Origin of the sequence: Kitasatospora cystarginea, from assembly GCF_039533515.1 — a bacterium.
Classification (GTDB): Bacteria; Actinomycetota; Actinomycetes; order Streptomycetales; family Streptomycetaceae; genus Kitasatospora; species Kitasatospora cystarginea.
This window is the reverse complement of sequence record NZ_BAAATR010000009.1, coordinates 104,813-124,590: the sequence shown is the minus strand read 5'-3', so window position 1 is coordinate 124,590 and position 19,778 is coordinate 104,813. Positions and strand designations below refer to the sequence as shown.

Sequence of the window (19,778 nt, the reverse complement as noted above, 5' to 3'; positions counted from 1 at the left end):
ATTTGACGCATTGTCAGGAGTGGATGCCGCACTCGGTCTTGCCCGAGCCGGCCCACCGGCCGGCCCGGCCCGACTCGCCCTGGGTGGGCTTGGCGGTGCAGGAGAGCGGCGAGCATCCGATGGAGGTGTAGCCCTCCCACAGCAGCGGGTTGAGCAGGACTCCGTTGGTGTTGACGTAGGCGTCCACGTCGTCCTGGGTCCAGCGGGCGATCGGCGCGATCTTCACCTTGCGGCGCTTGGCGTCCCAGGACACCACCGGGGTGCCCGCGCGGGTCGGCGACTCGTCGCGGCGCAGGCCGGTCGCCCAGGCGTCGTACGCGCCGAGGCCGCGGCCCAGCGGCTCGACCTTCCGCAGCGAGCAGCACAGGTCCGGGTCGCGGTCGTGCAGTGCGGGACCGTACCGGGCGTCCTGCTCGGCCACGGTGAGCTTCGGGGTGAGCGTGATGACGGTGACCGGCATTGTCGCCTCCACCGCGTCCCGGGTGCCGATGGTCTCGGCGAAGTGGTAGCCGGTGTCCAGGAACACCACGTCCACGCCGGGGAACACGGTCGAGGCCAGGTGGGCGACGACGGCGTCCGCCATCGAGGAGGTGACGCAGAACCGCTTGCCGAAGGTGTCGGCGGCCCAGCGCAGGATCTCCTGCGGGGTGGCGTCCTCCAGCTCGCGGCCGGTCCGGTTCGCGAGCTCCTCCAGATCAGTGCTCATGTGCCTTGCTCCCGTCGGCAGTCGACAGCAGTCCCAGGAACTTCAGTTGGAAGGCCCGGCGACAGGCCGCGCACTCCCAGGCGCCGTGGCCGGTCTCGGACGGACGCAGGTCCTCGTCCCCGCAGTACGGGCAGTAGAACGGCGCCGCGCGCTCGCTCACGACAGCGCCTCCTCGTCGGCGCGGGCGGTCCACTGGGCGAACCGCTCGCCCTCGCGGCGCTCGGCCCGGTAGCGGGTCAGCAGCCGCTCGACGTAGTCGGGCAGGCCGTCCTTGGTGACCTTGAGTCCGCGGACCTTGCGGCCGAACCCGGCCTGGAGGCCGAGCGCGCCGCCGAGGTGCACCTGGTAGCCCTCGACCTGCTCGCCGTTCTCGTCCGTCACCAGCTGGCCCTTGAGGCCGATGTCCGCGACCTGGATCCGGGCGCAGGCGTTCGGGCAACCGTTGATGTTGATGGTCAGCGGCTCGTCGAACTCCGGCAGGCGCCGCTCCAGTTCGTCGATCAGGGTGCGGCCGCGCTCCTTGGTCTCGACGATGGCGAGCTTGCAGTACTCGATGCCGGTGCAGGCCATGGTGCCGCGGCGGAACGGGGACGGGGTGACCCGCAGGTCCAGTGCCTCCAGCCCGGCCACCAGCGACTCGACCCGGTCCTCGGCGATGTCGAGGATCAGCATCTTCTGCTCGGCGGTGGTGCGCAGCCGGTCGGAGCCGTGCTCGGCGGCCAGGTCGGCGATCTGCGAGAGCAGCTTGCCGTTGACCCGGCCGACGCGCGGGGCGAAGCCGACGTAGAACTTCCCGTCCTTCTGCCGGTGCACGCCCACGTGGTCGCGCCAGCGGCCGCTGGGCTCCTCCGGCGCGGGGCCGTCGATCAGCCGGTGGCGCAGGTACTCGTCCTCCAGTACCTGACGGAACCTCGTGGCGCCCCAGTCGGCGACCAGGAACTTGAGCCGGGCGCGGTTGCGCAGCCGGCGGTAGCCGTAGTCGCGGAAGATGCCGATCACGCCACCGAAGACGTCCGCGACCTCCTCCAGCGGCACCCAGGCACCCAGCCGCACGCCCAGCCTGGGGTTGGTGGAGAGCCCGCCGCCGACCCAGAGGTCGAAGCCCGGGCCGTGTTCGGGGTGCACCACGCCGACGAAGGCGACGTCGTTGATCTCGTGCGCCACGTCGAGCAGCGGCGAGCCGGAGATCGCGCTCTTGAACTTGCGCGGCAGGTTGGAGAACTCGGGGTTGCCGATGAAGCGGCGGTGGATCTCGTCGGTGGCGGGCGTGCCGTCGATGATCTCGTCCTCGGCGACACCGGCGACCGGCGAGCCGAGGATGACGCGCGGGGTGTCGCCGCAGGCCTCGGTGGTGGACAGGCCGACGGCCTCCAGCCTCCGCCAGATCGCCGGCACGTCCTCGATCCGGATCCAGTGGTACTGGACGTTCTGCCGGTCGGTCAGGTCGGCGGTGCCGCGGCCGTATTCCTCGGAGACCTCGCCGATCGCCTTCAGCTGTGCCACGGTCAGTCGGCCGCCGTCGATGCGCACCCGCAGCATGAAGTACTCGGCGTCCAGCTCGTGCGGGTCCAGGATGGCCGTCTTGCCGCCGTCGATTCCCTCCTTGCGCTGGGTGTACAGGCCCCACCAGCGCATCCGGCCGCGCAGGTCGGCGGGGTCGATGGAGTCGAAGCCCTGGTGCGCGTAGATCGTCTCAATACGTGTCCGTACATTGAGACCGTCGTCGTCCCGCTTGAACTGCTCGTTGGCGTTCAGCGGAGTGAAGTGGCCCATGCCCCACTGGCCCTCGCCGCGGTGGCGGGTCACCTTGCGGGCGGCGGCGGGGCGGCGAACAGGTGCGCTCTCGGCCGCGGGCTCGACCGTCTCGGGAGTGGTTGCCATGGTGTCGTCCTTAGGCAGCAGGCTGGGGGCGGGGCTGGCAATCCCGGCCGCGAAACCGCTTTTGACCTGCGGATATCAAGAGACGCAGGCAGGCGGTGACCTCGGCCGGAGGGCGCCGTTTCGTCCGCGTCTGCGGGGATGGCAGGTGGTGGCGCCGGGTGCGGTGGTGGCAGCGGGGGTGGGGCTCAGGTCACCGGACAGATGGCGCTGGACACGCGAAGGAGATCGACGTGCAGTCGACCTACCAGGGTGGCTCCGGCGCTAGGCATGGCAAGAGATTCGCACGGCCGGCGACCCGCGGTCCACTAACATCCGAATAGTGGACTGATTCATTCCATTGCATGAGACGCTGTGGGGAGGGTCCAGACCGGAGCCGCTGCGTCAGATGTCGCTCCGTACCGGTGTGTCCGCGGCCACCCCATCGCTCCCCCTCATACGTGTCGCACGGGATGCCGCCGGCGGCGCCGTCCGCCGGCGAGTCCGCGGGCGCATCGCCGCTCGGACCGGCGGTGGGTACCGGGCCCGCTACCGTAGGGGAGTGCAACCAGCAGGGGAAACCTCCAGGACGACGCCCGACCGGCCTTCGCGACGCCGCGGCAGGCGTCGGCGTGCCAGGGCGGCATGGCGGACCACACTCTGGGCACTCATCAAGGACACCACCAACACCTGTGTCGAGTACCGGGTCACCGGACTCGCCGCGGAGGCCGCGTTCTTCACCCTGCTCTCCATCCCGCCACTGCTGCTCGGTCTGGCCGGCACCCTCGGCTACCTCGACGAGATCCTCGGCGCCGGCACCATCGACAAGCTCAAGCAGGACATCGTCACGGCAGCCGGGACGGTGCTCTCGCCCAGCTCGATCAACCAGATCGTCCAGCCGCTGTTGACCGGGGTCTTCGACAGGGCCCGGCCCGACCTCATCTCGATCGGCTTCCTGTTCTCGCTCTGGTCCGGCTCGCGCGCGCTGTACATCTTCATCGACACCATCACCGTGATGTACGGGCTCGACGGGAAGCGCGGCATCGTCAAGACCCGGCTCATGTCGCTCGGCCTCTACCTCGGCGCCCTGGTGATCGGCTCGCTGGTGCTGCCGCTACTGGTCGCCGGTCCGGGACTGGTCGTCTACGAGCTGCCCATGGCGGCGGGCGTGATCAACGCGCTGTACTGGCCCGCCACCATCCTGCTGCTGGTCGCCTTCCTCACCACGCTGTACCACGTGGCCGTCCCGGTCAGCACCCCCTGGCGGGAGGACATCCCCGGCGCGCTGGTCGCCCTCGGCGTGCTGGTGGTCTGCAGCGTGCTGCTCCGGATATACCTGATCCACTCGGTCGAGGGCCCCACGGTGTACGGGTCGCTGGCCGCACCGGTGGCGGTGCTGCTGTGGATCGGCGTGGTCGCGCTGGCCGTGCTGATCGGCGCCGCGATGAACGCCGCGATAGACCGCAGGTGGCCCACGGTCGAGACCGCCGACGCGCGGGCCGAGAACGAGCGGGCCGACGAGGAGGCCGCAGCGGCGGCGTTCCGCGAGGTCAGCGCGCGGCGGGCGGTGGAGCGGGCCCGGCTGGCGCGGGAGCTCGGGCTCGGCGAGGGCCACGAGGAGGACCTGGAGGACGAGGAGGACGACATCGACGTCCCGTCCGAGTACCCCGAACGGTGGGCGGAGATCCTGCCGCCCAAGGACCTGCGCGGACGCCTCCGTGCCGGCGGCATCCGCCGCCAGCCCCCGCCCCCACCCGACTCCGACCGCCCGGGCAGCCGTTCGGGCGGCCCCCACCACGGGCCCTGGACCGGTCGGTAGCGAGACCGGGTACGCGGCTCGGCGCCCGGCCGACCCGGCGGACGGCCGACCCGGCGCCCGGCCGACCCGGCGCCCGGCCGACCCGGCGCCCGGCCGACCCGGCGGACGGCCGGGACGCCGCGTCTCAGACGGGCGATCACCAAACCAGAGCGGCAGTCCGGTTCGGGCTCGAAGGGCAGTCCGCATACTGGATGACCGTGACCGGAATCGTGACCACCGACAAGACGGCGACGCCGGAGCGGGGCTGGCCCGTCCTCCTCCCGCCGGCCCTGCTCACCCTGCTGCTGGGGTTCTGGGGCGTCGAGCGGGGCGGGAGCATCTGGCGGGACGAGGTGGTGAGTTACCAGGTCGCCCACCGCAGCCTGCCCGAGATCTGGCGGCTGCTGCACGAGATCGACGCGGTGCACGGGCTGCACTACCTGCTGCTGAACACCGTCTTCCGGTTATGGGACGGCGGCCTGCCGGCCCTGCGCCTGCCATCGGTGCTCGCGATGGCGCTCGCCGCCGGAGCACTCGCCGAGACCGGTCGCCGGCTCGCCGGGCGCCGTGCCGGACTGCTGGCCGGGCTGGTCTTCGCGCTGGTGCCCGCCGTCCAGCAGTACGCGCAGGAGGGCCGCAGCTACGCCTCGGTGTGCGCGGCGGTGGTACTCGGCAGCCTGCTGCTGGTCCGCGCCTGGCAGCGCCCTACGGCCCGGGCCTGGACGGCGTACGGCGCGGTGATGCTGATCGGAGCGCTGCTGCACGAGTTCGCGGTACTGGCGATGGCCGCCCACGCGCTGACGCTCTGCTGGGGCCGGGCCGGTCGCCGGGTGTGGGCCGGCTGGGCCGTGGCGGCCGCGGCCGTGCTGGCGGGCGTGTTGCCGTTGAGCCTGATCAGCCGGGCGCAGGCGGACCAGGTCGCGTGGATCACCACGCCCGGCTGGTCCGACGTCTGGGCGCCGGCCCTGACCAGCGCCGTCGGCGCGCTCTGCGCCTGCCTGCGGCAGCCCGCCGCTCCCGGCGCGCCGTGCCGGGCCCGGGCGTTGGCGTTGCCCCTGCTGGTCCTGCCCCCGGCGGCGCTGATCCTGGTCTCCTTTCTCGACCCGCTGTACGTGGACCGCTATGTGGTCTTCAGCTACGCGGGTCTCGCCCTGCTGCTCGGTCTCGCCCTCGACCGCGCCTGGGCCCGGCTGCCACGTGCGCTGACCGAATGGCCCGTCCCGGGACGGCCGGTGGTCGCCTCGTTGGCGCTGACCGTCCTGGTCCTGGCGCCGCTTCCGCTGGAACGCGGGCTGCGGACCCCGCAGAGCAGGCCCAACGACGTGGCGGCGGCGGCCCGCGCGGCACGGGACCTCGGCCGTCCGGGAGACGCGGTGCTCTTCGTCCCCGGCGCCCGCCGGGAGGCCGCGCTCTACGACCCGGCCGCCTTCGCCGGGTTGCGCGACCTGGCGCTGGCACGGACCGGTGCGGACTCCGGCACCATCAACGGCGTGGAGACCGGACCCGAGCGGATCCGTGCCGCCGTGGCCGCCCAGCGCCGGGTGGTCCTGGTCACCGACCCGCGCCCACGGGCCGGTGCCTCCGCGCGCGACCAGGCCAAACTCGCCGCGCTGGCAGCCAGGTTCACGCCCTGCCGCACCCGGGCGATACATGGCATCACGGTCACCCTCTACACCGTCCGGGGAGCCTGCGGCTGACCTGCGCGATGAAGGCCGGTGTTGTGTGACCGAACGTCAGAATAGCTCTTGTCGAGCGGAGTTGATCACTCGAGCACTGTCGGGAGTGGCCTCTTGGACATGGTGGGCCGGCTACGTCCAGAGCCCTGTCGGTGGTCGTCGATGGCCCGGGAGCGAATCGATGACGCAGGCCGAGCAGCGACGGGCGGTCCGCGGTCGGGCTGTGGTGGTGCCCCGCCGATAACCGGTGGCGGCGACGGGCGGCCCGAACTACGGTGGCGTTGTTCGGAACGGTCCGTCAGGGGCCGTTCCGTCGGCTGTCGAGATGACGAGGGAGGTGGCGACCGTGGTGGCTGTCGTTGTCCGGCGCGTTGCCCGTGCCAAGAAGACCGGCGTTCCTACCTCCGTGGTCTCCGGCCGACCCCCTCTCACAACCATGCGCTGACGCCCGAGCGTCGAACGCGCACGGCCGGGGCCACCCTTTTCCCGAAGGGTCATCCCCCTTGAACAACTTCTCCGTCGCCCCCCTGCTGTCCGGCTTCGGCTGGGACGAGGCGTGGGCTGCCGAGTTCACTCCCCTCACCGAGGCCGGACTCACCCCCGCGCGTATCGCCCGGGTGGACCGCGGCCAGTGCGAGGTCGTGCTCGCCGACCCCGAGTCGGGCGAGCTGCGGACCGTGCGGGCCGACTCGCGGCGGGTCCTCGACCCCGACCCGGTGAACAACCCGTGCACCGGTGACTGGACGGCCGTCGACCTGGCGGCCGAACCGATGGCCACCCTGGCGGCGCTGCTGCCGCGCCGTACCGCGATCGTCCGCAAGGGTGCCCGCGGACGCTCGGAGGGGCAGGTCCTGGCGGCCAACATCGACTCCGTACTGATCGTGGTGTCGCTCGCCGCCGAACCCGACCTCGGCCGGATCGAGCGCTTCCTGTCCCTGGCCTGGGAGAGCGGCGCCGAACCGCTGGTCGTCCTCACCAAGGCCGACGTGGTGGACGACGCGGAGTACATCCGGTCCGATGTCGAACAGATCGCGCCCGGAGTGACCGTCCTGGTGGTCAGTGCCGAGACCGGCGAGGGGATCGACGTCCTGCGCGCCTGCCTCGGCGGTTCGACCGCGCTGATCGGCCAGTCCGGAGCGGGCAAGTCCACCCTGACCAACGCCCTGACCGGGACGGACACCATGGCAGTCCAGCGGACCAGGGACCGGGACGGGAAGGGCCGCCACACCACCACCACCCGGGAGCTGGTCCCGCTGCCCGGCGGCGGCGTGGTCATCGACACCCCCGGGCTGCGCGAGGTCGGCCTGTTCGGTGGCGAGGGCCTGCGGCAGGCCTTCGGCGAGATCGAGGAACTGGCCGAGGACTGCCGCTTCCACGACTGCGGCCACAACACCGAACCCGGCTGCGCCGTGCGGGCCGCGCTCGCCAACGGCACGCTCTCGGAGCGCAGGTGGGAGAGCTACCTCAAGCTCCAGCGGGAGAACGAGTGGATCGCCTCCCGGACCGACGCCCGGCTGGCGGCCGCCCGGTTGCAGCGCTGGAAGGCCATGACCAAGACCATGCGCGGGCCGAACAGCCCGATCCGCCGCTGACCGTCGCCGTCCACCGCCGTGCGGCCGCTCCCGACCTCGGGGGTGACCGCACGGCGCCCGTTCCGACCGGCCGTCGCACGGCGCCTGCCCCACGACTCCCGTGCTGCTGACGGTCGTGTCCGATTTCCGCCAGTCGATGCCTCTCCGGTGACGCAGACTGGACAGCGTGATCGACGACGACACCCGCTACCGAGCCGTGGACAGCAGGGACGCCCGTTTCGACGGAGTGTTCTTCACTGCCGTCCGCACCACCGGCATCTACTGCAGGCCGAGCTGCCCCGCGGTGACTCCGAAGCGGGTGAACTGCGCCTTCTTCCCCACCGCGGCGGCCGCGCAGGGCGCCGGCTACCGGGCCTGCCGTCGCTGCCGTCCGGACTCCGTCCCCGGGTCGCCCGAGTGGAACCACCGGGCGGACCTGGTGGGCCGCGCGATGCGACTGATCGGTGACGGAGTGGTGGACCGGGAGGGCGTCGCCGGGCTCGCCGACCGACTCGGCTACAGCTCACGCCAGTTGCAGCGCCAGCTGACCGCCGAACTCGGGGCCGGCCCGCTCGCACTCGCCAGGGCGCAGCGCGCCCAGACCGCCCGCCTGCTGCTCCAGACCACCGAACTGCCGGTCACCGAAATCGCGTTCGCGGCCGGCTTCGCCTCGGTCCGGCAGTTCAACGAGACGGTCCGCGAGGTCTACGACCGCACCCCGAGCGGTCTGCGCGCCGAGGTGGCGGGCGGCCGCCGCAAGCCGGCCCGGGGCGGCACGATCAGCCTCCGGCTCGCCTACCGGGGTGCCCTGGACAGTGAGCACCTGCTCGACTTCCTCGCCCTGCGCGCCGTCCCCGGCGTGGAGGAGGTCGTCCCCGGCGTGCAGACCGGGGCGGATGCAGGAGCCAAGGCCGGGCCGGGCGCCGACGCGCCGTCGGGTCCGGCCGCCGGAGCACGGAACGGCGTGCGCACCTACCGGCGCACCCTGGCGCTCCCGTACGGCCACGCCGTCGCCGAGGTGGACGGCCTCGGCCCGGGCACTGATCCGCGCCGTGGCTGGCTCGACTGCCGCCTGCGCCTGACCGACCTGCGCGACCTCACCACCGCCGTGCACCGCCTGCGGGCGCTCTTCGACCTGGACGCCGACCCGGACGCCGTGGACGCCCGGCTCGGCGCCGACCCGGTGCTCGGTCCTCTGGTCCAGGCCCGCCCCGGCCTCCGTTCGCCCGGCCATGTGGACCCGCACGAACTGGCGGTCCGGGCGGTGCTCGGCCAACAGGTCTCCGTCGCCGCCGCGCGTACGCTGGCCGGACGGCTCGCCGGCAGGTACGGCGTGCCGCTGGCGGAGCCGGACGGCGGGCTGCGGGTGCTCTTCCCGAGCGCCGCCGCCCTGGCTGAGGCGGAGCCGGGCGACCTGGCCATGCCGCAGTCCCGCCGTCGGGCACTCACCGGCCTGTGCAGCGCGCTCGCGGGCGGCACGGTACGGCTGGACGGTGGCGTCGACCGCGAACAGGCCGCCGCAGCGCTGCTCGACCTCCCCGGGATCGGCCCGTGGACGGTCGGCTACCTGCGGATGCGGGCCCTCGCCGACCCGGACGTCTTCCTGCCCACGGACGCCGGGGTCAGGCACGGGCTGATCCGCCTCGGGCAGTCGGGCGACCCCGGGGCGGCCACCGCGGCCGCGCAGGCCTGGGCACCGTGGCGCTCGTACGCGGTCCACCGACTGTGGTCCACGGCCTCGGCTGCGCCCGGGGACGCGGAACGGAGAACTTCGAGCAGTGTTTCGAACAGTACGAAGGGTGAACAGGCATGACGACGGTGTTCACGACCATGGAGAGCCCGCTGGGCGTACTGCTGCTGAGCGGTGTCCTGGACGGCAACGGTCCGGCCGCGCTGACCGCGGTGACCGCCCCCGGCCAGAAGGGGGCACTCGCCGAGCCCGCCCCCGACTGGGAACCGGACGCGCTGCCGCTGGCCCCGGCCGTGGAGCAGTTGAGCGCCTACTTCGCCGGTGAGCTCACCGTCTTCGACCTGCCGCTGGCACCGGTCGGCACCGAGTTCCGCCAGCAGGTCTGGCGTGCCCTGGAGGACATCCCGTACGGCACCACCGTCACCTACGGTGAACTGGGGGCGGCGGCCGGGCAGTCGCAGCGTGCGGTCCGAGCGGTCGGCGGGGCGGTGGGGGCCAACCCGCTGCTCGTGGTCCGGCCGTGCCACCGGGTGATGGGCGCCAACGGCGCACTCACCGGCTTCGCCGCCGGGATCGAGCGGAAGCGCTGGCTGTTGGAACACGAAAGCGGAACGCTCTTCTGACGTCCGGTCATCCGTCAGGGCTGCGGGGCTGGTGCCTCCAGGGGAGAACTTCCAACCGGGAGAGGCACTTTGGGGTCGCGGGGAACTGCGCGAGAAGCCGAGCACTTCGGTGGAGGGTTGGCCGCACGGTTCCTCGTACCCCTGCCGGGACGTTCCGTGCGGAGGCTCAGAGACCGGGGCGGTCCTCGGGGGCGCCGGGGCCGGACAGGGCGGTGGCGAGCTGTTCCAGGCCGGGGAGGGCGCGCATGACGGCGTCGCGATCGGCCGGCGAGAGGCTCTCCAGGGCGTCGGCCATCCGGCGCTCGTGAGCGCGCTGCCAGTCCCTGAGCTGTTGATGCCCGGCCTCGGTCAGGGCGATCCGGGCGGTGCGGCGGTCGCCGGGGTCGGCCTGCCGGTCGACGAAGCCGGCCTCCAGCAGCTTGCCGACCAGCCCGCTGACGGTGTTCGGGGCCAGCCGCTGGCGCGCGGCCAGTTCGCCGACCCGCAGCGGTGCGGCGGCCAGCGTCTGGAGCAGTTCGACCTGCGCCATCGGCAGCGATTCCCACGGGTACTCGGTGCGGATGCTGCTGCGCAGCGCGCGGCGCAGCCTGGTGATCACATCGGTGAGTCGCTGGGCGCGCTCGATCGCCACGGCCTTCTCCAGCGCGGACTCGTCACCGGTGTCGGTGGGGTCGGGGGAGGTGGGAGAAGGGTTGGGCAGCGATGGCATGGCGGACAGCGTAGCGCCTCTTACGCCGCTGGTTCGGCCCGCGACCAGCTCTGTCGACGATTGCATCCCATGCCGAGATGGTCGTCAGGGGATAATATCTGCAAGCGAGTGATTCTGTCTCCGACATAGTTTGAAGCACCTGTCTCACCTGGTTCTGCCGCTCGCAGCCGCCGACCGGACGGTACCGCTCTCCGAGAGGTAATCCGCACGCCGAGCAGGACGGGGTGTGGTGAACCGGCCGGTCCACCACACCCCGTCCCGCTCGGCAGGTCGTCCGATCGCCCGTCAGGAGAGCGGCTTGGCGCCGCGCTCCGCGAGCATGCCGGTGATCAGGTCGATCTCGGAGCGCTGCCCGTTGACCATGGTCTGGGCGAGCCGCTTCTCCACCGGGTTGGTGCTGAGGTCGACATAGCCCTGGGCCATCGCGACCCCGCCCTTGTGGTGCTCGATCATCAACTGGAGGTAGTACACCTCGGCGTCCCGCCCGCTGAGCCCGCGCAGTCTGTCCAGTTCGACGTTGGTGGCCATGCCAGGCATCAGCGAACCGTCGTGCGCCGGGTAGGGGTGGTCCATCTTCATCCACGCCATCGGCGGGGCGGCCGAGCTCTGGGCCAGCCCCCACTGGTCGAGCCAACCCATCAGCATTCCGCGCTGGTTGGCCTGGGTGTTGATGATGTCGAACGCCAGGTTGCGGACCGCGGGGTCCTGGGTGCGGTCCCGGACGATGAACGACATGTCGATCGCCTGCTGGTGGTGCGTCGCCATGTCCCGGGCGAACCCGGCCTCGGGCGATTCGGTCGACGGCGCGGACGCCACCGTCCCCGCCGCGGTCGAACCGCCGGCCATCAGCGCCGGGATCCCCAGCCCGAGGGCCACGGCGGCGGCCAGCGCGGCCGGCCACCACATCCGTCGCCTGCGCGGCTTCGCCAATTCCTCGATGTGCTCGATCGTCTCCGCCGCGTCCACGGATTCCACGGCCTCCACCGCCTTCTTCGGGTGCGGATCGTCCACGGTCACGTTCCCGGCCACGCCCTCACCACCGGTCACTGGGCGGTACTGCACGACGCGCCCGGCTCCTGGGTCTGCGGGCCCTGCACGTACTTGGTGAAGAACTCGTCCACACGCGGGTCCTTGGCGCTGTCCAGGACCAGCTGGGTGCCCCAGGCCGTCAGCGTGATGGTGCCCTTCTCGTCCGGGTACGGGCTCATCAGCGAGTACGGGGTCGCCTTCACCTTGGCCGACAGCGTCTTGAGGTCGTCAGGGGTGGCCTTGGCGTTGTAGGTGACCCAGACCGCGCCGTGCTCCAGCGAGTGCACCGCGTTCTCGTTCGCGAGCGGCTTGTCGTAGACCGTGCCCATGCAGTTGGCCCAGACCGGGTTGTGGTCGCCGCCGACCGGCGGGGTCTGCGGGTAGTTGACCTTGGTCTCCACATGGTTGCGGGACAGCTTGTCGTAGGTCTTCACGCCCGGGATCGGGGCCTTCGCGGCCGTGTCCTTGGCGTCCTGCTTCGACTTGGCGTCCAGCGCGACCCAGGCGCCGACGCCGATCATCCCGGCGACCAGCACGCTCGCCGCGCCGATCGCCACGAACTTGTTGCGGCGGTCGCGGCGCTGCTCCGCGGCCCGGAGCTCGGCGATCCGAGCCCGTCGGTCGGCCACCCCGGGCTTGCCAGCCGTGGCCTGGTCCTTGCCCGGCTTGTTCGACTGCTTCGATGCGGAACCCATGGGAAGTGTCCTTGTCCCCGCCGCGTGTCAGGGCACGGCGGTATGCGGTGTGGAGGGGATGGCGGAGCCGTCGGCCGTCCGCGGGGGCGGTGCGGGCCGACGGTGGGTTCCGCTCAGGACCGCTGGACCTGAAGCACGTGCAGGTCGGGCGCGTGGTCGAGCCCGGTCGGCGCGGTGGGCGCGGCCGGGCGGGGCGGCGCCTCGGGTGAGAGCGGCTGGTTCGGCACGGCGGCCGCCGGCTGCGGCGGCGCGTTCGGCAGCTGGGACTCCTGGGCGCAGAACGGGTGGCTGGAGCAGCCACTGCCGGGCACCGGATGATCACCGTCGACCGAGCACCAGGTCAGCGGCAGGCCGCCGTCGAGCGGCAGGCCGTACAGGGTGCGGGTGGTGACGCCGTGCCCGTGGGTGCCGCTCGCGCGGGTGGCCGGTGCGGCGCTGTGTGCGGTGGCGGCCGAGGGGTCGGGCAGCGCCGCGGTCACGGTGGTGGCCGGGCTTTGCCCGGGCTTCGCCGGCGCGGCCTGGGCACGGCCCGCGCAGGGCAGCACGGCCAGCAGACCGACCAGTAGCAGGACCAACAGCGCGCCCGCCGGGCGGCCCGCGGTGCTGGCCCTCCCCGGCTGCGGTGCGGTGGCTCCCGGCGCGGTCATGCGCACATATTAATCAGCCGAACGAGCGAAGCGATGCCCCTTGCAGGCCTTCATTTTTCGGCTTCGTGGCCCGCATTCGGTACCGAATCCTCCCCGGTCCGGGCAGTTCCGGCCAGGTCGGGACCGATCGGGCGCATCGGTGGCCGGAATGCTGCCCCCACCGGGTGACCGGTTGTCCACGATTCCCGGACAGCGTCGTTCTCGTTGGGGACAATGACGTCGAGTTCGGCACCCCAGCCCGCTCGGCAGACGGCAGTACATGGACGAGGAGCCGCCAGATGAGCGACCAGGGCGCACCCCCGCACCACCAGCCGGACGACGGCTGGTGGCACATGGTGTACGCGGGCCCGGCGGGCACCCTGCCGGACACCCCCGGCGCCACCGCGGACGAGGGCAGCGTCGACGACTGGTTCGACATGGTGGTGGGGATGATCGGCGTGCGGCGAGCCGGGGCCCCGAGGGTGGGCGCCCAGCGAGCGGGCGATTCGGCTGCGGGCGGTACGCACGACCTACGGGGCAGGGGCAGGAACCGCGAACAGGCCCCCTCGGCGGCGGACCACAGCGGTCGGCCGGGCTCGGCCGACTCCCTGGAGCCGCCCGAGGGACCGCCGGGGAGCGGGCGCCCGGTTCCGGCCGAGGTCAGCGTCGACGACTGGTTCGACACGGCTGCCGGCGTGATCGGTGCGAACCGCGCTGCGCCGCAGTCACCTCAGGAGCCTGCTGCTGAGACCGAGTCCGCGTCCGAGCCTGCGCCCGCGTCTGCGGCCGAGCCTGCGCCCGCGTCTGCGGCCGAGCCCGCGCCCGCGTCTGCGGCCGAGCGCGAACCCGAGGCTGAGTGCGAGCCTTCGGCCGGACGTGAGCCTGTGATCGTGCCCGAGCCAAGGCCTTCGGCCGATCCAGGGCCTTCGGCGGCGCCAGGGCCTAAGGCCGAGTGCGAGCCCGGGCCCGGGGCAGAATCCGGACCTGTGCCCGCCACGGTGGTGGCCGCCGGGAAGCAGCCCACGCCTGAGCCGCCCAGCCTGGTCAAGCCCGCCGGTGAACGCGATGCCCCGGCCGCGCCCGAGCCACCGGCCGGGCCGCAGAAGCCGGCCGTACCAAACCGGCCGGACGCACCGCAGGCGCCGGGCATGTCGGAAGCACCGAAGGAACACGCTCCCCGGCCCGAACCGTCCGCCGTTTCGGCACCGGCCTCCGCTGCCACCCCGGCCGCCAAGGTCACCGGAACCGGCGGAACCGGCGGAACCGGCGGAACCGGCGGAACCGGCGAAGCCGCCGAAGCCGCCGAAACCGGTGAGTCCGCGCCCCGACCGCCGTCCCCGCGACGGCCGTCCCCGCGCACGGCCTCCCAGCACCAACAGCCGTACCCCGTCCCGCACATCGGCGAGCGCCCGCCCACCTACGGGCCCGAGCCGACCACCCTGCCCGTTGCGGAGCCGGACGGCCTCGCCGCCCTCGCCCCGGACACGGTCATCGAGGGCGCGCAGTACGGCCCGGCGACGCTTCGGGCCGTCTCCGCACGCGGGGACTCCGGCCGCTACCGGGGCGAACCCCGGCGGGACTCGCTCCTGGTCACCCGTTTCGGCGAGGGCGAGGAGGGCCTGCTGCTGGCGGTACTCGCCGCGCCCGGTCGTGGGCGGCCGCAGTCCGCGGCGGCAGCGGCCGAGGCATGCCGTCAGCTCGCCGCCGCGATCGGCCGCAGTCGGCCCGAACTCGCCGCCGACCTCCGGACCGGTGCCCGCGATCGCCTCCGGTACGGCCTGCAGCGCCTCACCGCCCGTGCGGCCGCGCCGCTCCGAGCCGGCGAGCCGTCAGCCGGGCCGGCCGCCGCGGTGGACTCCGGAGCCGCTGCCCCCGCCGGCCCGGCAGCCCCGCACACCGCCGGATCGCTGCACTGCCTGCTGCTCTCGCTGGACCCGGAGGCCACCCACCGGGCCGCGTTCGGTACCGGACCGGGCGGCCTCTACCTGCTGCGCTCCGGCCACTGGATCGACGCGTACGGAGCCAGGCTGCTGCACCACCCCGACGGCAGCCAGCCCGTACCGCCGCCCTCGGTGGCGCCCCCGCGCCCGTTCCGTTTCAGGCTCGTCCCGGCCACCCCGGGCGACATCCTGCTGCTCTGCTCACCGGGTCTGGCCGAACCGATCGCCGAGGAACCAGCCGTAGCACGCTTCCTGTCGAGCCACTGGGCCCACCCACACCCGCCGGGAACGGTCGACTTCCTCCGCCAGGTCCAGGTGCGTGCCAAGGGCTACACCGACGACCGTACGGCGGCCGCCCTCTGGACGGAGTAGGGACGGAGCAGCCGGGCGGCAGCCCCGGCGCTGGTTCAGCGCGGGCCCAGCGCGGGCTCAGCGCGGGCTCAGCGCTTCGGCCCCAGCAACGCCGCCGTGACGGACATGACCTGTGCGGCGGCCTCGTCCCGGCTCGCCCCCGGGAGCCCGATCGCGATCGGCACCGAGAAACCGTCCAGCAGCGCGCGGATCTGGACGGCCCGGTCGTGCGCCCCGCCTGCCGTGAACTCGCCTTCCGCCACGCCCTCCTCGATCAGCGCGACCAGGTCGGCCTGCCAGGGCGCCTCGATCTCCAGCTGTCCCTGCCGGATCTCAGCGCTCGACGGTGAACGCCCCCACACCTCGACCCAGAGGATCCAGCGCGGATCCCCGGGCCCTTCGGGCAGGTACAGCTCCGTGTACGCCGCGAGCCGCGCCCACACGTCACCGCCGGCGCTCTCGCCACCACCGCCTTGACCGCCGCCGCGCTCCAGCGCGGCGCGGCGGCGTACGCCCAGTTGCTCCTCGCTCCAGCGCAGGGTCTCCAGCAACAACTGGTCCTTGCTGCCGAAGTAGTAGAGGAGGTGCCCGGCGCTCATCTGGAGCTGTTTGCCGAGCCCGGCCATCGTCAGCTTGGCGACACCGTGTTCCGCGATCGCGGCCCGAGCGGCGGCGAACACCTCCTCGCGCGGCCGCGCAGCCCGGCGCGCCCGTGCCTGCGCCATCTGCTCTTCCTCCTCCTGACCCGCTCCGACCGGCCTTCCACGATAAGGCTTCGACGACCTCGGGCCCTGGTTGGCCGGGGCCGGGGCCGACGCGGTTCGGGGCTCGTCCGGGATGGTGTGCCGTCAGAGCTGCCCGACCGCGCGAACACGGCACCCACTTCGCCGTCGCACGGTCGCCGGCGGTGATCAACGGTACCGGTGGAAACGCGCTCTCAAGGATGAGTTGAGGTGCGTCGCGGTTGACGTGCGCCCGCAGGGGATGTCGCCGCCCATGGCCCCTGCCGACCTGCGCTCGCCGCCCGGCCGTGGCCGCGACTCCCACGGGACAGTCGGCCGGTTCGTCGGTACCTACCGCCCTGAGCAGCACTGACCGGTTGCGGAGTGCCCGTCGACATAGGACGCGCCGTATCCCTTCAGCCGGACCGGTAGCGGCGGAGCGGGGCCGGCCGGGCACGGTCGCGGTCATGTCCGTGGCAGAACTCCGGTCGGCCGCAATGGAGTTAGGTTATGCAGGTGAAAGGTCAGCGATACGGTGGATGTCCAGAGCCGACCGCACCGAACTGGAGCTCAACCACCATGCCGAATCCGAACGACTCGACCGCCCCGGGGCCCCGCGAGGTCCTGACCCGCTTTCGGCAGGCGATAGTCGACAAGTCCGCCGACGCTCTGGCCGAGTTGTACGCCCTCGACGCCGTCCACGAATTCCCGTTCCTCTTCCCGGGCATGCCCGACAGCTACCAGGGCCGGGAGGAGATCCGGGCCGGCTACCGGGCAGCCTGGGGAGCGAGCCCCGCGCAGCCGACCGAAGTTCGCGAGGTCGCCGTGCACGAGAGTGCCGACGGCGAGGTGATCGTCACCGAGCAGATCGTCCTCGGGACGCTGGCCACAACCGGCCGCCCCTTCAGCCTCCCCGGCCTTCTGGTGCTCAGAATCCGCAACGGCCAGATCGTGCACGCCCGCGACTACATGGACGGCCTCGGTGTCGCGCACACGATGGGCCGGCTGACCGGCGTGGCCGCCCAACTCGACGGGACGGCCGCAGCGCTCCAGGCGTGACCGCTGGCCGGCGGCTGACAGGCAGGGCGGACCTGGCTCGTGGGGCTCAGGAAGTGCCGGTCCGCTCCCGAATGCCTGCGGAGTGGACCGGCCGGTTCGTGGCGTGCGCCGGAGCATGCCGAATCGACCGCGTGCTGCACGGGTGATCGGAGCGGCGGCGTGCGGCGAGGCAAGGCGGAGCAACTGCTCGCACTGCTCGGCTGTTGATCAAGTCCGTGCACCGATGGACATCCCGTTGTGCGGCTTCGTGCATCCAACTACCTTGATCTAAAAGAAATATGAGTTTTCATCCGCTTTTAATCCCCTAGGTGCAACCGATGGTCGAGTTACTCAAGTCCGTATGGGCACGCCAATGACCCGTTTGAGAGACAGGCAGCATGCGCAAGCTGTTCCGATTCGTTGACTGGACCCTGACGCCCGACCGCGAGCCGGACGCGCCCCCGATCCTCCACATGTACCGCTGCCTGGGGGAGGACGAGGACGGCAAGCCGTGCGGCGCCGAGGGGCCGGTCTGCGAGGACTTCGAGACCGCGCAGAAGTGGCCGTTCGAGCACATCAAGGAGCAGCAGGAGCACCGTAGTTACACCCATGTGGCGATCACGCCCTGGCTCATGGTGCCGGGGGAGGAGCCCAACTGAGAGACCCCGGCCTAGGGGGCTCGACGTGCCTTCTCAGCGGCCGAGCTGCTCGCGCTCCAGGTCGGCCGGTTTCGGGTGACCGTCCCGCCCCAGGGGCCCGGGGCGGGACGGGATGCCGAACGCCCGCTGCGGCCACGTAGGCACAATGGCGTGACCGGCCCAGCGCGCGACTGGCTGGAGCGGGGTCGTTGGCCGCTGGTGGCAGTTGCTGTGCTGACCGGTCTCGGTGCCCTGGTCGTCTCTGCCGTCGCCCTCGTGCGCCCCTGAACACGCTGCCCCCGCTCGGCTCCGGCCGGGCGGGGGCGACCTGCGTTTTGCACTGGTCCAGCTTCTTCGGAACCGGTAGCCAACTTCGTGTCGGCTGGTACGTTGAGAACAGCCTCCGCTGTGGGGGCTTTTGTTTCGCTCAGGCTGCCTTCAAGCGCGCCACCTCGGCCGCCCGCTGGTCGAGCTGCTGCACCGCTCGCAGGCCCGCGTACGGGGCGATCTCAGGCCGGAGCGTCCGGAAGTGTTCATCTCCCCGGGCCGAGCTGATCGTCACGTAGTCGTCGAGGAATGCGTTCCACGTCTCCGCAGCAGCTTCGACGTGCCGCATCTTCATCTGGCGGCGCGCGAGCAGCCCGTTCGCGTGCACCCTGCCCTGCTTCTCGTTCGTCGGTCGGGCCCGGTTCGACGCGCGAAGCGCCCTGACCGAACCGGCCTGGTCTCCGAGCTCCCACGGCACGTGGGATACGTGGAAGTGGTATGCCGCCTGGTCGTAGCCGCCTACGGCGTCATTCCGACCGTCGGCCCTCGACAGGGCGTCTTCGGTCTCGCGCAGGCGGGCGAACGCCTGCCGCTGGTCCTTCACCATCGCTGCCCCGTGGGCCTGCTGGCCGCGCAGGAACGCTGTCAGACGCGGGCCGGCGGCCGGGGCAGCCTCGGCGGCGCTGTCGGCCAGCTCCAGCGCCTTCGGACCGTGCCCAAGGCTGGAGGCTTGCAACGCCATCCCGCGCAGGGTCCGGCAGTAGGTGATGTGGTCACCAGCTGCAGCCGCCATTTCGAGCGCTCGTAGGTAGTAGCTCTGCCCGAGGCCGTGCGCGGTCTCGTACATCGCCATCCACCGGGAGACTGCGTCGTGTTCGACGGCGCGCTCACGCCGCACGGCCGGACGCCCCTCAGCGCCGGGGAGAGCGTCGTCCTCATCAGCTTCGGCTTCCGCGCGCGTGACCAGGCTCCGCGTACGGTCACCCACCTCCCTCCGGTCCCGCGCTGAGGGCGACGTGCAGCTGAACATCTTCCACCGCCCTTGAGAGAGCAGCATGCCCCGCAAACTCTTCCGCTTCCTCGACTGGACCCTGACGCTGGGCCGCGAGCCGGACGCGCCCCCGATCCAGCACCTGTACCGGTGCCTCGGCGAGGACGAGGACGGCAAGCCGTGCGGCGCCGAAGGGCCCGTCCACGAGGCCTTCGCGACGGCACAGAAGTGGCCGTTCGATCACCTCAAGGTGCAGCAGGAGCACCGGTCGTACGCCCACGTCGCGGTCACACCCTGGCTCATGGTTCCGCAGGAAGAGCCGTCGTGATGCCCGCCGACGAGTTGCAGGCCGAGTACCGCGAGGTCGCCGAGCGCCGGCGCCGCGGACTCCCGGACCCGATCGCCTCGATGGTGGCCTACGTGCTGTCCAGCGGCTGCATCGCCGGCCTGGCCACCCTCCTGCTCGTGTCCGCCCGGCGGCACTGAGTCCCCAGTCGCAGACCCGCGCGTTCCGGCGGCTCCTCCCTTCCATGTGGCTGGGCCCGTGCGCACCCTCCCGCCCTGCCGACCGGTCGGCAGGGCGGGGGTAACTCGCCCGTACGCCGGTCCAGCGCCAGACTCAGTGCGGGCTACAGAGAGGTTGTTGCAGATGAGTCGCACACCGCCGCTTGGCGCCAAAGGCCCGTCCTGGCCTGGTGGACGACGCGGAACCCGCGGCCCCGGAAAGGGCCCACGTCTCCCGTTCCACGGACCTGAAGATCCGACCGAGGAGGAGCAAGCTATGAACCCACAGCGCCCGCCGAGCAGTCCCCCGGCACCCGGCAGCCCGCCGTCGCCTCCGCCCGGGCCGA

At 72.3% G+C, this 19,778-nt stretch carries 20 protein-coding genes; 10 read left to right on the top strand and 10 right to left on the bottom strand.

Translation table 11 applies throughout. From position 1 onward, the window contains the following. Positions 1 to 13: 13 nt before the first annotated feature. The 4 genes from ABD369_RS12960 to ABD369_RS12945 all read right to left on the bottom strand — a co-directional run bounded on the left by ABD369_RS12960 (position 14) and on the right by ABD369_RS12945 (position 2,856). Positions 14 to 706 carry a phosphoadenylyl-sulfate reductase gene (locus ABD369_RS12960; protein ID WP_344636487.1) on the bottom strand — a complete coding sequence of 231 codons (693 nt, stop codon included), beginning with the start codon at positions 704 to 706 and terminating at the stop codon, positions 14 to 16. Beyond that, entirely contained in the window at positions 696 to 866 is a 171-nt protein-coding gene (locus ABD369_RS12955) for a hypothetical protein (protein ID WP_344636486.1), read from the bottom strand. The genes ABD369_RS12960 and ABD369_RS12955 overlap by 11 nt, the downstream gene beginning before the upstream one ends. Then, on the bottom strand, positions 863 to 2,587 hold the full coding sequence (locus ABD369_RS12950) for a nitrite/sulfite reductase (RefSeq protein WP_344636485.1): 1,725 nt from the start codon (positions 2,585 to 2,587) through the stop codon (positions 863 to 865). The genes ABD369_RS12955 and ABD369_RS12950 overlap by 4 nt, the downstream gene beginning before the upstream one ends. Before the next feature lie 185 nt (positions 2,588 to 2,772). Next, positions 2,773 to 2,856: a putative leader peptide gene (locus ABD369_RS12945; RefSeq protein ID WP_317634116.1), complete on the bottom strand. Its 84-nt coding sequence runs from the start codon at positions 2,854 to 2,856 to the stop codon at positions 2,773 to 2,775. 269 nt (positions 2,857 to 3,125) lie between these two features. On the opposite strand from ABD369_RS12945, the gene ABD369_RS12940 reads away from it, so the two are divergent. From ABD369_RS12940 to ABD369_RS12920, 5 genes are all read left to right on the top strand, one after another. Then, positions 3,126 to 4,382, top strand: coding sequence for a YihY/virulence factor BrkB family protein (locus ABD369_RS12940; RefSeq protein WP_344636484.1), 1,257 nt, complete (start codon positions 3,126 to 3,128; stop codon positions 4,380 to 4,382). A 197-nt stretch (positions 4,383 to 4,579) separates the two neighbouring features. Beyond that, on the top strand, positions 4,580 to 6,058 hold the full coding sequence (locus tag ABD369_RS12935) for a glycosyltransferase family 39 protein (protein ID WP_344636483.1): 1,479 nt from the start codon (positions 4,580 to 4,582) through the stop codon (positions 6,056 to 6,058). Between the two features lie 482 nt (positions 6,059 to 6,540). Then, positions 6,541 to 7,629 (top strand): ribosome small subunit-dependent GTPase A, encoded by a 1,089-nt coding sequence (rsgA, locus tag ABD369_RS12930; protein WP_344636482.1) that lies wholly within the window; start codon positions 6,541 to 6,543, stop codon positions 7,627 to 7,629. A gap of 166 nt (positions 7,630 to 7,795) precedes the next feature. Next, positions 7,796 to 9,421, top strand: coding sequence for a DNA-3-methyladenine glycosylase 2 family protein (locus ABD369_RS12925; RefSeq protein WP_344636481.1), 1,626 nt, complete (start codon positions 7,796 to 7,798; stop codon positions 9,419 to 9,421). Next, positions 9,418 to 9,921, top strand: a complete 504-nt coding sequence (locus ABD369_RS12920; protein ID WP_344636480.1) for a methylated-DNA--[protein]-cysteine S-methyltransferase — start codon at positions 9,418 to 9,420, stop codon at positions 9,919 to 9,921. Before ABD369_RS12925 ends, ABD369_RS12920 begins: the two co-directional genes overlap by 4 nt. 166 nt (positions 9,922 to 10,087) lie before the next feature. Here the strand turns inward: ABD369_RS12920 and ABD369_RS12915 are convergent, their stop codons facing one another. From ABD369_RS12915 to ABD369_RS12900, 4 genes are all read right to left on the bottom strand, one after another. Then, positions 10,088 to 10,630, bottom strand: a complete 543-nt coding sequence (locus ABD369_RS12915) for a MarR family winged helix-turn-helix transcriptional regulator (RefSeq protein ID WP_344636479.1) — start codon at positions 10,628 to 10,630, stop codon at positions 10,088 to 10,090. Between the two features lie 285 nt (positions 10,631 to 10,915). Further along, positions 10,916 to 11,536 (bottom strand): DUF305 domain-containing protein, encoded by a 621-nt coding sequence (locus ABD369_RS12910; RefSeq protein ID WP_425557603.1) that lies wholly within the window; start codon positions 11,534 to 11,536, stop codon positions 10,916 to 10,918. Between the two features lie 137 nt (positions 11,537 to 11,673). Then, positions 11,674 to 12,354 carry a thioredoxin-like domain-containing protein gene (locus tag ABD369_RS12905; protein WP_344636478.1) on the bottom strand — a complete coding sequence of 227 codons (681 nt, stop codon included), beginning with the start codon at positions 12,352 to 12,354 and terminating at the stop codon, positions 11,674 to 11,676. A 113-nt stretch (positions 12,355 to 12,467) separates the two neighbouring features. Then, positions 12,468 to 13,001, bottom strand: a complete 534-nt coding sequence (locus tag ABD369_RS12900) for a hypothetical protein (RefSeq protein WP_344636477.1) — start codon at positions 12,999 to 13,001, stop codon at positions 12,468 to 12,470. Positions 13,002 to 13,966: 965 nt separating this feature from the next. On the opposite strand from ABD369_RS12900, the gene ABD369_RS12895 reads away from it, so the two are divergent. Further along, positions 13,967 to 15,292: a protein phosphatase 2C domain-containing protein gene (locus ABD369_RS12895; protein WP_344636476.1), complete on the top strand. Its 1,326-nt coding sequence runs from the start codon at positions 13,967 to 13,969 to the stop codon at positions 15,290 to 15,292. A 68-nt stretch (positions 15,293 to 15,360) separates the two neighbouring features. Here ABD369_RS12895 and ABD369_RS12890 read toward each other — a convergent pair whose 3' ends face one another. Next, entirely contained in the window at positions 15,361 to 15,996 is a 636-nt protein-coding gene (locus ABD369_RS12890; RefSeq protein ID WP_344636475.1) for a TetR/AcrR family transcriptional regulator, read from the bottom strand. Positions 15,997 to 16,572: 576 nt separating this feature from the next. Between ABD369_RS12890 and ABD369_RS12885 the strand changes: the two genes are divergently transcribed. Together ABD369_RS12885 and ABD369_RS12880 are read left to right on the top strand one after the other, a co-directional pair. Beyond that, positions 16,573 to 17,052, top strand: a complete 480-nt coding sequence (locus tag ABD369_RS12885) for a nuclear transport factor 2 family protein (protein ID WP_344636474.1) — start codon at positions 16,573 to 16,575, stop codon at positions 17,050 to 17,052. 377 nt (positions 17,053 to 17,429) lie between these two features. Beyond that, the gene (locus ABD369_RS12880; RefSeq protein WP_344636473.1) at positions 17,430 to 17,690 is read left to right on the top strand and encodes a DUF7848 domain-containing protein; all 261 of its coding nucleotides are present in this window, start codon (positions 17,430 to 17,432) and stop codon (positions 17,688 to 17,690) included. Between the two features lie 406 nt (positions 17,691 to 18,096). Here ABD369_RS12880 and ABD369_RS12875 read toward each other — a convergent pair whose 3' ends face one another. Further along, positions 18,097 to 18,789 carry an NsdA family TPR-like regulatory protein gene (locus tag ABD369_RS12875; RefSeq protein WP_486327244.1) on the bottom strand — a complete coding sequence of 231 codons (693 nt, stop codon included), beginning with the start codon at positions 18,787 to 18,789 and terminating at the stop codon, positions 18,097 to 18,099. A 202-nt stretch (positions 18,790 to 18,991) separates the two neighbouring features. On the opposite strand from ABD369_RS12875, the gene ABD369_RS12870 reads away from it, so the two are divergent. Together ABD369_RS12870 and ABD369_RS12865 are read left to right on the top strand one after the other, a co-directional pair. Then, positions 18,992 to 19,255: a DUF7848 domain-containing protein gene (locus ABD369_RS12870; protein WP_344636472.1), complete on the top strand. Its 264-nt coding sequence runs from the start codon at positions 18,992 to 18,994 to the stop codon at positions 19,253 to 19,255. Continuing rightward, positions 19,255 to 19,413: a hypothetical protein gene (locus tag ABD369_RS12865; RefSeq protein ID WP_344636471.1), complete on the top strand. Its 159-nt coding sequence runs from the start codon at positions 19,255 to 19,257 to the stop codon at positions 19,411 to 19,413. The genes ABD369_RS12870 and ABD369_RS12865 overlap by 1 nt, the downstream gene beginning before the upstream one ends. Positions 19,414 to 19,778 lie beyond the last annotated feature (365 nt).

Coding starts and splice junctions, on each gene's coding strand:
- ABD369_RS12960 (WP_344636487.1), bottom strand. CDS start 706: ATGAGCACTGATCTGGAGGAGCTCGCGAACCGGACCGGCCGCGAGCTG.
- ABD369_RS12950 (WP_344636485.1), bottom strand. CDS start 2,587: ATGGCAACCACTCCCGAGACGGTCGAGCCCGCGGCCGAGAGCGCACCT.
- ABD369_RS12945 (WP_317634116.1), bottom strand. CDS start 2,856: ATGCCTAGCGCCGGAGCCACCCTGGTAGGTCGACTGCACGTCGATCTC.
- ABD369_RS12920 (WP_344636480.1), top strand. CDS start 9,418: ATGACGACGGTGTTCACGACCATGGAGAGCCCGCTGGGCGTACTGCTG.
- ABD369_RS12915 (WP_344636479.1), bottom strand. CDS start 10,630: ATGCCATCGCTGCCCAACCCTTCTCCCACCTCCCCCGACCCCACCGAC.
- ABD369_RS12910 (WP_425557603.1), bottom strand. CDS start 11,536: ATGTGGTGGCCGGCCGCGCTGGCCGCCGCCGTGGCCCTCGGGCTGGGG.
- ABD369_RS12905 (WP_344636478.1), bottom strand. CDS start 12,354: ATGGGTTCCGCATCGAAGCAGTCGAACAAGCCGGGCAAGGACCAGGCC.
- ABD369_RS12900 (WP_344636477.1), bottom strand. CDS start 13,001: ATGACCGCGCCGGGAGCCACCGCACCGCAGCCGGGGAGGGCCAGCACC.
- ABD369_RS12890 (WP_344636475.1), bottom strand. CDS start 15,996: ATGGCGCAGGCACGGGCGCGCCGGGCTGCGCGGCCGCGCGAGGAGGTG.
- ABD369_RS12885 (WP_344636474.1), top strand. CDS start 16,573: ATGCCGAATCCGAACGACTCGACCGCCCCGGGGCCCCGCGAGGTCCTG.
- ABD369_RS12880 (WP_344636473.1), top strand. CDS start 17,430: ATGCGCAAGCTGTTCCGATTCGTTGACTGGACCCTGACGCCCGACCGC.
- ABD369_RS12875 (WP_486327244.1), bottom strand. CDS start 18,789: ATGGCGATGTACGAGACCGCGCACGGCCTCGGGCAGAGCTACTACCTA.
- ABD369_RS12870 (WP_344636472.1), top strand. CDS start 18,992: ATGCCCCGCAAACTCTTCCGCTTCCTCGACTGGACCCTGACGCTGGGC.
- ABD369_RS12865 (WP_344636471.1), top strand. CDS start 19,255: ATGCCCGCCGACGAGTTGCAGGCCGAGTACCGCGAGGTCGCCGAGCGC.